11 protein-coding genes are annotated in these 11,814 nt (G+C 67.3%); 4 read left to right on the top strand and 7 right to left on the bottom strand.

The window, feature by feature from the left end; genetic code table 11:
• Positions 1 to 54: 54 nt before the first annotated feature.
• Entirely contained in the window at positions 55 to 1,158 is a 1,104-nt protein-coding gene (locus NV401_RS12970) for a cysteine desulfurase family protein (RefSeq protein WP_261294858.1), read from the bottom strand.
• A complete protein-coding gene (locus NV401_RS12975; protein ID WP_261294936.1) occupies positions 1,155 to 2,183 on the bottom strand; it encodes a cysteine desulfurase family protein in 1,029 nt (342 codons plus the stop codon). The genes NV401_RS12970 and NV401_RS12975 overlap by 4 nt, the downstream gene beginning before the upstream one ends.
• 170 nt (positions 2,184 to 2,353) lie before the next feature.
• Here NV401_RS12975 and NV401_RS12980 point away from each other — a divergent pair, with 170 nt between their 5' ends.
• Positions 2,354 to 3,010: an alpha/beta hydrolase gene (locus NV401_RS12980; RefSeq protein WP_261294859.1), complete on the top strand. Its 657-nt coding sequence runs from the start codon at positions 2,354 to 2,356 to the stop codon at positions 3,008 to 3,010.
• A 120-nt stretch (positions 3,011 to 3,130) separates the two neighbouring features.
• Here NV401_RS12980 and NV401_RS12985 read toward each other — a convergent pair whose 3' ends face one another.
• Both NV401_RS12985 and NV401_RS12990 read right to left on the bottom strand, forming a co-directional pair.
• On the bottom strand, positions 3,131 to 3,313 hold the full coding sequence (locus NV401_RS12985; RefSeq protein ID WP_261294860.1) for a hypothetical protein: 183 nt from the start codon (positions 3,311 to 3,313) through the stop codon (positions 3,131 to 3,133).
• A 17-nt stretch (positions 3,314 to 3,330) separates the two neighbouring features.
• Complete coding sequence (locus NV401_RS12990; RefSeq protein WP_261294937.1) at positions 3,331 to 4,245, bottom strand: threonine ammonia-lyase; 915 nt, start codon at positions 4,243 to 4,245, stop codon at positions 3,331 to 3,333.
• Between the two features lie 192 nt (positions 4,246 to 4,437).
• On the opposite strand from NV401_RS12990, the gene NV401_RS12995 reads away from it, so the two are divergent.
• Positions 4,438 to 5,673 carry a type III PLP-dependent enzyme gene (locus NV401_RS12995; protein WP_261294861.1) on the top strand — a complete coding sequence of 412 codons (1,236 nt, stop codon included), beginning with the start codon at positions 4,438 to 4,440 and terminating at the stop codon, positions 5,671 to 5,673.
• A 141-nt stretch (positions 5,674 to 5,814) separates the two neighbouring features.
• Positions 5,815 to 6,864, top strand: a complete 1,050-nt coding sequence (locus NV401_RS13000; RefSeq protein WP_261294862.1) for a 1,9-bis(guanidino)-5-aza-nonane synthase — start codon at positions 5,815 to 5,817, stop codon at positions 6,862 to 6,864.
• A 17-nt stretch (positions 6,865 to 6,881) separates the two neighbouring features.
• On the opposite strand, the gene NV401_RS13005 is transcribed toward NV401_RS13000, so the two are convergent.
• On the bottom strand, positions 6,882 to 8,192 hold the full coding sequence (locus NV401_RS13005) for a methyl-accepting chemotaxis protein (protein ID WP_261294863.1): 1,311 nt from the start codon (positions 8,190 to 8,192) through the stop codon (positions 6,882 to 6,884).
• A 137-nt stretch (positions 8,193 to 8,329) separates the two neighbouring features.
• Between NV401_RS13005 and NV401_RS13010 the strand changes: the two genes are divergently transcribed.
• Complete coding sequence (locus NV401_RS13010) at positions 8,330 to 8,770, top strand: MAPEG family protein (protein WP_261294864.1); 441 nt, start codon at positions 8,330 to 8,332, stop codon at positions 8,768 to 8,770.
• 52 nt (positions 8,771 to 8,822) lie between these two features.
• Here the strand turns inward: NV401_RS13010 and NV401_RS13015 are convergent, their stop codons facing one another.
• A complete protein-coding gene (locus NV401_RS13015; protein WP_261294865.1) occupies positions 8,823 to 9,869 on the bottom strand; it encodes a manganese catalase family protein in 1,047 nt (348 codons plus the stop codon).
• 35 nt (positions 9,870 to 9,904) lie between these two features.
• Positions 9,905 to 11,791, bottom strand: a complete 1,887-nt coding sequence (locus tag NV401_RS13020) for an XrtA/PEP-CTERM system amidotransferase (RefSeq protein WP_261294866.1) — start codon at positions 11,789 to 11,791, stop codon at positions 9,905 to 9,907.
• Positions 11,792 to 11,814: the final 23 nt, after the last annotated feature.

Raw genomic sequence — 11,814 nt, forward strand, 5'->3', positions numbered from 1 at the left:
CAACTGGGCCCCGGCGTGCGCCGGGGTGGTACACACAGGAAGGCAGCGCCAAATTCAACCCGCCACCCGCTGCGCATCGGCCGCCACCACGATGCGATCGAGCGCCGTAATCAGCTCCGCTTCGCTCGTGTAACGCCCGAATCCAAGACGGATGCTGGACCGCGCCTCCGCTTCGCCGAGCCCGATGGCGCGAAGGACGTGGCTGGAGCGCCCCGACCCGCTGGCGCAGGCCGAGCCGGCGGAGAAGGCAAGGTCGCGCAGGTCGGACATCAGGCGGGCGACATCGAGCCCGTCGCGCCGGAGGTTGAGATTGCCGAGGTATCGATGATCGGTGGAGCCATTGACCCCCCACATCCCGTCACCCCGGTTAAGGGTGCCAACCGCAGCTTGCCACAAACGCTCGACATGCGCCGTATCCTCGTCCCGCCGCTCGCTCATCAGCCGCGCCGCCGCACCGAACCCGATACACAAGGCCGGTGACAAGGTGCCAGACCGCCCTCCAGCCTCCTGCCCACCGCCATGCAATAACGGTTCGAGCGTCACGCCATCGCGGATCCACAAGGCGCCGATCCCTTTCGGGCCGTGAATCTTGTGCGCCGACACCGCGACCAGATCGCAGCCGTCGGGGATCGCCACGCGCCCATAGCCCTGCACCGCATCGCACAGCAGCAGCGCGCCGACCGCGTGCGCCAGCGCCGCCAGTTCGGCGACCGGCTGGATCACGCCGATCTCGTTATTGACCAGCATCACCACGACCAACGCCGTGCCCGGCACGATCGCCGCCCGCGCCGCATCAAGTTCGACCAGCCCGTCGGGACCAACCGGCAGCACGACGACCTCGCGCCCCTGCCGCGCCAGCGCCTCCACCGTATCCAGCACGGCGGCATGTTCGCTCGCCAGCGTCACGATCCGACCTACTCCGGCCCCCTTGATCGCCCAGTTGAGCGCCTCGGTCGCCCCGCCGGTGAAGGCCAGCCGCCCGCCCGGCGGCAGCAGGGACGCGACCTGCCCGCGGGCGTGCTCCACCGCCGCCTTCGCCTTGCGCCCGGCCGCGTGCGACGAATGCGGGTTGGCAAAGTTGTCCTTCAGCCAGGGCAGCATCGCCTCGAACGCCTCGGGCGCGAGCGGGGTGGTCGCCTGGTAATCGAGATAGATCATGCCACGAAGCGCTGCTTGGAGCGCGCCACCGCGCGCCACGCGGCGATGAACGCGCGCACCTCCGCCTCGGTCGTCGAGCGCCCGAAGCTTGCGCGCACCACTTCGCGCACCGCCTGGTCGCCCAACCCGAGCGCGCGCAGCACATGGCTCGGCTTCATGCTGCCCGAGGCGCAGGCGCTGCCTGCCGAGACGGCGAAGCCGGCCGCGTCGAAGTCGATCAACTGCACGAAGCTCGCCACGCCGGGCATGCGATAGGCGCCGATCGCCGGATGGCGCGGCGCGGCGGCGGCGATGACCTGCCCGCCCGAGCGGGTGACCGCATCGTCGAGCATAGCGCGCAGCGCGGCGTGATCCGGCTCCGGTTCGGCCAGCGCTGCGGCATAACCGAGCACGCCGGGCAGGTTTTCCGTGCCCGGCCGATAACCGCGCTCCTGCCCCCCGGTCGGCGACAAGGTGCCGAGATCGCGCACCAGCAATGCCCCCACCCCCGGCGGCCCGCCACGCTTGTGCGCCGACAGCGCGACGAAATCGGCGTGCAGCGCCACATCGGCATCCGCGCCGACCGGCATCTGCGCCGCATCGACCAGCAGCAGTGATCCCGCGGCATGGACCAGCGCGGCGATCGCCGCGATCGGCTGGCGCACGCCCGTTTCGCTATTCGCCCATTGCACCGTCACCAGCGCCGGCCCGGCCGCCAGCGCGTCCGTCAAGGCCTCCAGCGACACGATGCCGTCCGCCCCGACCGGCAGTACCACCGTCTCCGGCCCGGCCCAGCGCATCACCGCATCATGCTCGACCGCGGTGATGATCCGCCGCGGCGGGCCCGCGCGGTGCGTGACGATGGCGAGCGATTCGCTGGCGCCGCTGGTGAACAGCGTCTCGCCGCGCCAGTCATAGGCCGCCGCGACCGCGCGCCGCGCGTCCTCCAGCGCCGCCTTGGCCGCGCGGCCCTCGGCATGCGGCGAGGACGGGTTGGCCCAGCGCAACATCCCCTCGCTCATCGCGGCCCGCGCACCGGCCAGCATCGGCGTGGTCGCAGCATGATCGAGATACACGCGGTCTGGCGCAGGAATGATCGGAGAAGCGGTCAGGAGTCGTTCCAATTGCGAAAGTAAGTGCGCGTCTTATATAGCGCGCACATCCCAGTGCTCCACGTCCGTCTGAGGTGGGGCCCCCAGATTAGTCAGCAGGTCCCATGCCAGAAGTCATTTTCCCCGGTCCCGAAGGCCGTCTCGAAGGTCGTTTCTCCCCGGGGCCGCGCCCGCGCGCGCCGGTCGCGATGATCCTGCATCCGCACCCGACCGCGGGTGGCACGATGAACAACAAGATCGTGCAGGAACTCTACAAGACGTTCCAGCGCCGCGGCTTCGCGACGCTGCGCTTCAATTTCCGCGGTGTCGGCAAGAGCCAGGGCACGTTCGACAATGGCATCGGCGAACTGTCCGACGCCGCCTCGGCGCTCGATTGGGTGCAGAGCTTCCACCCCGAAGCCTCGACCACCTGGATCGCCGGGTTCAGCTTCGGCGCGTGGATCGGCATGCAGCTGCTGATGCGCCGGCCGGAAATCCGCGGCTTCATCTCGGTCGCGCCGCCCGCCAACATGTACGACTTCACCTTCCTCGCGCCCTGCCCGGCGAGCGGCATCATCATCCAGGGCGAGAATGACGAAGTCTCGCCGCCGCTCGCCACGCAGAAGCTGGTCGACAAGCTGCGCACGCAGAAGCACATCACGATCCACCACGACACGATTCCGAAGGCGAACCACTTCTTCGAGCACGAGATGCCCGAACTGATGGGCTCGGTGGACAAGTATCTGGATATGCGGCTCGATCCGAACAGCCCCATTCGCTGATCCATGCGTCATCCCGGGCTCGACCCGGGATCCCGCTTCTTCTTCATCCGCTGGCGCAACGAAGAAGCGGGGCCCCGGCGCAAGGCCGGGGTGACGACGGGGATGGTGGCAAAGTGCGGGTTACAGCGTCCAGATCAGCACGTTGCCAAGTAGCACCACCGCCATCACCAGCATCAGCACGGCGCGCTTCCGCTCGCGGCCCTTGACCAGTAAATAGATGCCGCCCGCAAGGCAGGCGAACATGCCCAGCATGGCGATGGCGGGCGCGGCAGCGCCGATGCCGGTGAGCGTCTCGGTGTTCATGCCGCCCTCTTACCCGATCAATCCGTGCCCGCCAGTACCCGCCCATAGGCTGCGCGATCGACATTGCCGCCGGACAGCAGCACCAGCATGCCGGCCTGCACCGCCACCTTGCCCGCCAGCATCGCAGCGAGCGCCACCGCGCCGCCCGGCTCGACCACGAGCCGCAACCGATCCGCCGCCCAGCGCTGCGCGGTGCGGATTTCCGCCTCGCTCACCGCCACGCCGCGCACCCCGCGCCGCGCCAGCACGTCGAAGGTCAGCGGCGACACGCGCATCGTCTGCAGCGCATCGCACGCGGTCGGCGGCGGGTTGGCGCCGACCGGCTCGATCCAGCCGGATTCCAGCGAACGGCGCATATCGTCCCAGCCTTCCGGCTCCACCACGGTGACCACGGCATCGGGCAGCGCGAGCGCGCTGCCGGCGGCCAGCCCGCCGCCGCCGCACGGCACCAGCACCTGCCTGACCGGCCCGAGCCCCAATGCCGCCATCTGCGCAGCGGCCTCGATCGCCGCCGTGCCCTGCCCCTCGATCACCCAGGGATCGTCGAAGCTCGGCACAAGCACCGCGCCGCGCGCCTCGGCCAGCCCGGCGGCGATCGATTCGCGGCTTTCGCTACGGCGGTCATAGCTGACGATCTCGGCGCCCAAAGCGAGCGTATGATCGCGCTTGGCCGCCGGCGCGTCGGCCGGCATGACGATCAGCGCGGGCATGCCGAGCCGCTTCGCCGCCCAGGCGATTCCCTGCGCATGATTGCCCGAGGAGAAGGCGACCACCCCGGGGGCGCGCATTTCCGGATCGATCGCGGTCAAGCGATGCCACGCGCCGCGCAGCTTGAAAGCGCCGATCGGCTGCAGGCACTCGCATTTGAAAGCGACAGACAAGCCTTTGATTTCCGACGTCAAAAGTGGCGACGCCGGGATCACCGACGCGATCTTCGCAGCGGCGTCGCGGACCCCGGCGCGGGTCGGATGTCTCACAAATGTCACGATTCATCTCCGGGGGTCCGATACCGCTTTACATCCACAAAGCTGGACCGTATTTCGCCCATCCGCTGCCCCATGGGACTTCCAACCGCAAGGCAGTGTTTTCGTGAACTTGTCTACGGACATTGGAGGTCCCTTGAATTGCACAAGCATCATAACGCGCTGGGGTTAGCGACTGCCCATTCGACCCGGGAAACCGTTCTGTCTCCCTCGGTCAACGAGATCGCTAACACCAAACCGGTCCAGCCGGTTACCCTGATTCGCCCGCACGCCGCGGCGCGCGCCGCCCGTTTCTTCGTCGAGAAGTTTCCGGGGCGGTCGCTCTATGCGGTCAAGGCCAATCCCTCGCCGGACCTGCTCAAGGTCCTGTGGGATAACGGCATCACGCATTACGACGTCGCTTCCATCGGCGAGGTGCGTCTCGTTGCGCGTACGCTGCCCGAGGCGACTTTGTGCTTCATGCACCCGGTGAAGGCGCCGGAGGCGATTGCCGAGGCGTATTTCACGCATGGTTGCCGGACGTTCAGCCTCGATTCGCTCGAGGAACTGGAGAAGATCCTCGTCGCGACGAAGCATGCCGCCGATCTCACCTTGTGTGTCCGGCTGCGCGTGTCGTCCGAACATTCGATGCTCAGCCTGGCGTCGAAGTTCGGTGCCGCGCCGCACGAAGCCAAGGAGCTGCTGTTCGCGGCGCGCCAGGCGGCGGATGCGCTCGGCATCTGCTTCCATGTCGGCAGCCAGGCGATGACGCCGGAAGCGTATAGCAATGCGCTGGAGCGCGTGCGCGCGGCGATCGTCGAGGCCGCGGTGACGGTCGACGTGATCGATGTCGGCGGCGGTTTCCCCTCGTCCTATCCGGGCATGGAGCCGCCCCCGCTGGAGCGCTATTTCGAGACGATCCACCGTGCGTTCGAATCGCTGCCGGTCAGCTATTCGTCCGAATTGTGGGCCGAACCGGGCCGTGCGCTGTGCGCCGAATACAGCTCGCTGATCGTGCGCGTCGAACGGCGCCGCGGCGACGAACTGTATATCAACGACGGCGCTTACGGCGCGCTGTTCGATGCCGCGCATATCGGCTGGCGCTTCCCGGTGCAGCTGCTCCGCGAACCCGACAGCCGCGCCAAGGACCTGCCGTTCAGCTTCTACGGCCCGACCTGCGACGACATGGACCATATGGTCGGCCCGTTCATGCTGCCCGCCGATACCGCTGCCGGCGATTATATCGAGATCGGCATGCTCGGCGCCTATGGCTGCGCGATGCGCACCGCGTTCAACGGCTTCGGCTCGGACGAGACGGTGGTGATGCATGACGAGCCGATGGTCTCGCTGTACGTCGAGGCCGACGATGAGGTCGCCTCGAACGTCGTCACGCTGTAATACGCTCTCACTATCGCGCTTTCTCCCTCCCCTCCCGCATGCGGGAGGGGCTGGGGGAGGGCCTGTAATCGATGGGGACCGCGGCGGACACGCCCTCCCCTAACCCCTCCCGCATGCGGGAGGGGAATTTGGAGAAATGACATGACCGACCCCCTCAACACCAACCGCAAGGCCGAGCTGCTGTCGAGGCAGGTCGAGCATATCGACATCACCAGCTTCGACGCACGCCCGATCGTCGACGCGATGAAGAAGATGAGCTTCACCAGCCGCGATCTCGGCCGCGCGACCGACATCTACAATCAGATGCTCGCCGATCCCGATTGCTCGATCTTCCTGGTCATCGCGGGCTCGACCTCGGCCGGCGGCTGCATGGATCTCTATGCCGAGCTGCTGCGCAACAACATGATCGACGGCATCGTCGCCACCGGCGCGACGATCGTCGACATGGATTTCTTCGAGGGCCTCGGCCACAAGCATTATCAGGCGCTGGAAGTGCCGGACGACGACACCCTGCGCTCGCTGCTGATCGACCGGATCTACGACACCTATATCGACGAGGAGCAGCTCCAGCACGTCGACCACACGATCTTCGAGATTGCCGAGACGCTAGAGCCGCGCGCCTATTCGAGCCGCGAGTTCATCCGCGAGATGGGCAAGTATCTGGTCGAGCACGGCAAGAAGGACAACAGCCTGGTCAAGCTCGCTTTTGAGCATGACGTGCCGATCTTCTGCCCGGCGTTCGTCGACAGCTCGGCCGGCTTCGGTCTGGTCAAGCATCAGGTCGATGCGGTGAAGGCCGGCAAGCCGTACATGGTGCTCGATGCGATCGCCGATTTCCGCGAGCTTACCGAGATCAAGATCAAGGCGGGCACCACCGGCCTGCTGATGATCGGCGGCGGCGTGCCGAAGAACTTCATCCAGGACACCGTCGTCTGCGCCGAGATCCTCGGTCATGACGACGTCCAGGTGCACAAGTACGCGGTGCAGATCACGGTTGCCGACGTGCGCGACGGCGCCTGCTCGTCCTCGACGCTGCAGGAAGCCGCTTCGTGGGGCAAGGTGAACACGGGCATCGAGCAGATGGTGTTCGCTGAAGCGGGCAGCGTGATGCCGCTGCTGGCATCGGACGCCTATCATCGCGGCCTGTGGAAGGATCGCGTGAAGCGTCGCTGGGGTGCCAGCTTCGACTGATCTTTAGATTCGGCTGATCACTGACCGGCGGCGACCTCGACGAAGGTCGCCGCCCGCTGATGCAGCCGCGTGGCGGACCCCGCCAGCGTATGCGACATGGCCTGCAACGTATCGGCATCGCCGCCGATTGCGGCGGCGCCGTCGCTGATCTGCCGGATGCGGTTGCCCATGTCCGCCCCCGCCTCGACCGACTGGCCGACGCTGGCGGTGATGATCCGCGTCGCCTCGTGCTGGTGGTCGAGTGCGGTATCGATCGACAGCGAGATGACGGCGATCGCCGCGATCGCCTGCTCGATCCCGCGATGTCCGTCGACCACCTGATCGAGCACATTGTGCACCTTGGCGACGTGCCCGGCGATATCGCGCGCCGCGACGCTGGTCTGCGTCGCCAGCGTCTTCACTTCATTGGCGACCACCGCGAAGCCGCGCCCGGCCTCGCCGGCGCGTGCCGCCTCGATCCCGGCATTGAGCGCGAGCAGGTTGGTCTGTGCGGCGATGCGCTGGATCAGCGCGAGCATGTCGTCGATCGCGCGCGCCGTGCTGGTCAGCGCCGCGACGCGCGCGCCGGCCGCGCCGACGGCGCCCTGCGCTTCGCCGCGGATGCGCTGCGCCTCGCCCGATTCCGCGACGATGCGCTCGAGCGACAAGGCCAGCCCGCGCCCGCCGCGCGCAATCTCCTCCAGCGCGTCGGCAGTCTGCCCTTGCGCCACGGCAACCGAGGCAGCCTCCGTGCTGGTATTGTCGGCGCGGCCGGAAAGCTGCTGCGCGACCTGCCGCACCATTGCCGCGACGCCGCTGAGCTCATCGGACAGTTCGGCGATGTCGCTGGTGAACGCGCGGCTGGCACGATCCAGCCGATCGGCCCGGTCCAGCCGCTCGCGGGCGAGCGCAATATCGCGCTCGCCTGCGAGCCGCACATAATCGCGGTGATCGATCAGTTCGTGGAACTTGCCGCGACGGGTCAGGATCAGCCCGTCGTCGCCGCCCGACGCGGCATAGATCTCCAGCAATCGCCCGGTCGGCTGGCCGTCGTCCGCGCTCGGGCACGCACGCACCAGATCGTGCAGCGAGCCGCCGATGCTCGGATTCTGCATCAGCGCGTGCCCGTAGGGATTGAACAGGATGTTCCGCACGTCCAGTTCGCGGATGATCCCGACCGGCCGGCCGTCCGCCTCGATGACGGGCAGCGAGCGCATGTCGGGATAGCGGCGGAACAGCTGGATAACGGCGGACAAAGGCGCGCCCCGTAATACCGTCTGGTGGCGCCCACTGCCCGTACCCCGCGTCTGTGACGGGGCGGTACGCGGCAGTGCAGGATCGTCTATCATGCACCTGCGTCTATTCCGCCCAAGGTAAACGCGCGGTTAGGGTTTGATGACGGGACGATGACACGCGCAAATATCGCCCAAGACCGTTGCGTTGCGCCGGTCGGTCCGTCAGCATCGCGGAAAAGGGGAGATGGGGAATGCACAGCGAGATTTTGAAGCCGGTGGTCGTGCTGATCGCCTGGACGTTGGTCATGCTGATCTGGATGATGGCAACGCGCCTGCCGGCGATGAAAGCGTCCGGGATCGACCTCGGCAAGCTGGTCGGCAGCAAGCCCTCCGATGCCGATCAGGGCCTGCCGCGCGAGGTGCAGTGGAAGGCGCACAATTACAACCATCTGATGGAACAGCCGACGCTGTTCTACGCGGTCTGCATGGTGATCGCGCTGACCGGCACCGGTAACGGTGTCAATGCGTGGATCGCCTGGGCCTATGTCGGCCTGCGCATCGCACACAGCGTATGGCAGGCGACCGTCAACAAGGTGTCGCTGCGCTTCGTGCTGTTCTTCGCGTCCTCGCTCGCGCTGGTGGCGCTGACGTTGCACGCGGCGATGGCGGTATTCTCCTCGCACGCCGGCTGACGCGCGCGACGGCGCGGGCGATCGCCCGCGCCGCCGTTCATCGGGCGACAGCCTATTTGGCGGTCATCGCATCGGCCATCTCGACGGCATCGTCGATATCCGCGGCGCCGCCCTGATCGCCATCGCTGGTCATGCCGGCCCCGGGGCCCGCGCCGAGATCCACGCCGGTACGCGGATCGCTGGCCGGATCGGACATCGTCCGCGCCGCCAGCTGCGCCGCCACCTTGGTGTCGTCGCCATCAAGCCCGACCGAGGCGGTGCCGTCGCCGCCATCGATCGGCATGGTTTCCTCGAGATCGTCGATCCGCTGCCACTGATCGCCCGAATTCCATGGGCCTTCGACATCGCCCTCCCCCTGCGAGGTGTTGACGTAGAGATTGGCATATTTCTCGATGCCGGGCAGCTTGCCGGTCGGGAAATTGTTCTCGATCGCGTACAGCGCCTTCTCGAACGATTTCTGGTGCGCCACTTCGCGCGTCATCAGGAAACCGAGCGCATCCTTGATGCCGGGATCGTCGGTGATCGCGATCAGGCGTTCATAGACGATCTTGGCGCGCGCTTCGGCAGCGATGTTGGAGCGCAGATCGGCAGTCGGTTCGCCGCGGCTGTCGATATAGGCAGCCGTCCATGGCACGCCGGCCGAGTCACACAAGGCGGGCCCGCCACCGAACAGCAATGCGCCCTTGGCCGAGCTGCCGGATGCGCCGATCATGCGGTAGAGCTCGACCTCGTTCTTGGCCGCTTCGGAAAGCTGCGCTTTGACGCCCTTGTTGAGCATCGCGACGATCGAGCCGATCACTTCGAGATGGCTCAGTTCCTCGGTGGCAATGTCGAGCAGCAGATCCTTGCGGCCGGCATCGTCCTCGCCCAGCCCTTGCGTGAAATAGCGCATTGCGGCGGCCAGCTCGCCATCGGCACCGCCGAACTGCTCGAGCATCATCGTCGCCAGATGCGGGTTCGGCTCCGAAACGCGGACGGTATATTGCAGTCGCTTGTTGTGCATGAACATCGTGACGTCTCCCAGGATATCGGAAGCCCCAACCACGCCGCGGCCGGCAACGTTCCTCCGAAACGCCGCGCCGCTGACCTCGATCAGCACGAATTAATGGTTATACTACAGAAGCTTAACTTGGATCAGCCGAACAGGCGCTGCATCGAGCGTTCGAGCATCACCAGCTGCCACAATGTCCGGCCATGCTCGGCGCGGCCGGCGCGGTGGTCGGCGGCGATCGTCGTGATCGCGGCGGAATCGAACCAGTTGGCCAGCACGCGCGACTTGGCCAGCGCCGCCGCCTCGCCTGCCAGCGGCCCGCGGAACCAGGCGCTGATCGGCGTGACGAAACCCATCTTGGGTCGATAGAGGATATCCGCCGGCAGATAGCGTTCCATCGCCTTCTTCATCAGCCACTTCCCCTGCCCGCGCCTGAGCCGCATCGACACGGGCAGCGTGGCGGCGAATTCGACCAGGCGGTAATCGAGCAGCGGTTCGCGCGCTTCCAGGCTGACCGCCATGCTGGTGCGATCGGTCTTGGCGAGAATGTCGCCGGGCAGCCAATGCTGGAAATCGGCATATTGCGCGCGATCGAGCGCATCGCGTGCCGGCGCATCGCGCATCGAGCGCACATAGCGGTCTTCGGCGCGATGGCCGTGCAGCGCGCGCGTCGCCGCATCGGAAAAGAGCAAGGCGCGCAGCGCCGGCGTGGTCACGCCGACCGATCGGGCATAGCCTTCCGCCCCGTCCTCGGCGAGTGCCAGCAGCGTCGTCTTGGCGCGGAGCGGACGCGGCGCCCAATCCGCCTTGGGATAATGCCGCCCCAGCGCGCCGAACACGCGCGCGCGCATCGTCGCCGGCAGCAGTCCGCGAACGCGTTCCTCGGCATGCTGGAAACGATAGCGGCGATAGCCGGCCAGCGCCTCGTCCGCGCCATCGCCCGACAGGGCGACCGTCACGTTCTCGCGCGCCAGTTCGCAGACGCGGTAGGTGGCCAGCGCCGAGGCATCGGCGAACGGCTCGTCAAACGCCGCGACCAGCGTATCGATCAGCGCGAAATCGTCCGCCGCGACGACGCGTTCGCGGTGATCGGTGGCGAAGCGCTGCGCCACCTGGGCGGCATAGCCGCGCTCGTCATGCCCGGCATCGTCGAACCCGATCGTGCAGGTCCTCACCGCCTTGGACGAGGCCTCGGCCATCAGCGCGACGACCGCCGAACTGTCGACCCCGCCGGACAGGAACGCGCCCAGCGGCACGTCGGCGACCATGCGCGCGCGCACCGCATCGCGCATCAGCGCGACCAGCTCCTCCTCCAGCGCCCTGGCCGATCCGGTCGCGCGACGCGAAAAGTCCACGTCCCACCAGCGCGACGGCGCCGGCACCGGCCGGCCGCGCTCGATCAGCAGCGAATGGCCGGCGGCCAGTTTCTTCACGCCGGCGACGATACAGGTGTCGTCGGGCACATAGCCGAACGCCATATAATCCTCGATCGCGCGGATCTCGGGTTCGCGGCGCAGCGACGGATGCGCGAGCAGGCCCTTCAGTTCAGACGAAAAGGCCAAAGCGCCATCGGACAGTTCGGCATAATGGAGCGGCTTCACGCCGAGCCGGTCGCGCGCCAGGAACAGGCATTGCCGCCGGCTGTCGTGCAGCGCGAAGGCGAACATGCCGTTGAGCTTGTCGAGCATCGCCGGGCCCCACAGTGCCCAGCCGTGCAGCAGCACTTCGGTATCGCCCGAGGTCCTGAACACCGCGCCGCGCGCCTGCAGCTCGTGGCGCAGCGCGACATAATTGTAGATCTCGCCGTTGAACGTGATGGTCAGCGCGCCGTCAGCGCTCGCCATCGGCTGCGGCGATCCGGCGACGTCGATGATCGACAGGCGCCGATGCCCGAGCCCGACGCCGGGGGCGGTCCACACGCCCGATCCATCGGGCCCGCGATGCGCCTGGGCATCGGCCATCGCGCGGATCCGCGCCGGGTCCACCGGCTTGGGCGTGGTGGGGTAATAGAGGCCGGCGATGCCGCACATTCGATCTTATCCCAGCAGTCGCC

This window comes from Sphingomonas hylomeconis (genome assembly GCF_025370105.1).
In the GTDB taxonomy this organism is placed as follows: domain Bacteria; phylum Pseudomonadota; class Alphaproteobacteria; order Sphingomonadales; family Sphingomonadaceae; genus Sphingomonas; species Sphingomonas hylomeconis.

Bases quoted from the DNA above. Each gene is read 5' to 3' on its own strand.
- NV401_RS13010 (WP_261294864.1), top strand. From the start codon at position 8,330: ATGCACAGCGAGATTTTGAAGCCGGTGGTCGTGCTGATCGCCTGGACG.
- NV401_RS12980 (WP_261294859.1), top strand. From the start codon at position 2,354: ATGCCAGAAGTCATTTTCCCCGGTCCCGAAGGCCGTCTCGAAGGTCGT.
- NV401_RS12970 (WP_261294858.1), bottom strand. From the start codon at position 1,158: ATGATCTATCTCGATTACCAGGCGACCACCCCGCTCGCGCCCGAGGCG.
- NV401_RS13020 (WP_261294866.1), bottom strand. From the start codon at position 11,791: ATGTGCGGCATCGCCGGCCTCTATTACCCCACCACGCCCAAGCCGGTG.
- NV401_RS13000 (WP_261294862.1), top strand. From the start codon at position 5,815: ATGACCGACCCCCTCAACACCAACCGCAAGGCCGAGCTGCTGTCGAGG.
- NV401_RS12975 (WP_261294936.1), bottom strand. From the start codon at position 2,183: ATGCTGGCCGGTGCGCGGGCCGCGATGAGCGAGGGGATGTTGCGCTGG.
- NV401_RS12985 (WP_261294860.1), bottom strand. From the start codon at position 3,313: ATGAACACCGAGACGCTCACCGGCATCGGCGCTGCCGCGCCCGCCATC.
- NV401_RS13005 (WP_261294863.1), bottom strand. From the start codon at position 8,192: ATGATAGACGATCCTGCACTGCCGCGTACCGCCCCGTCACAGACGCGG.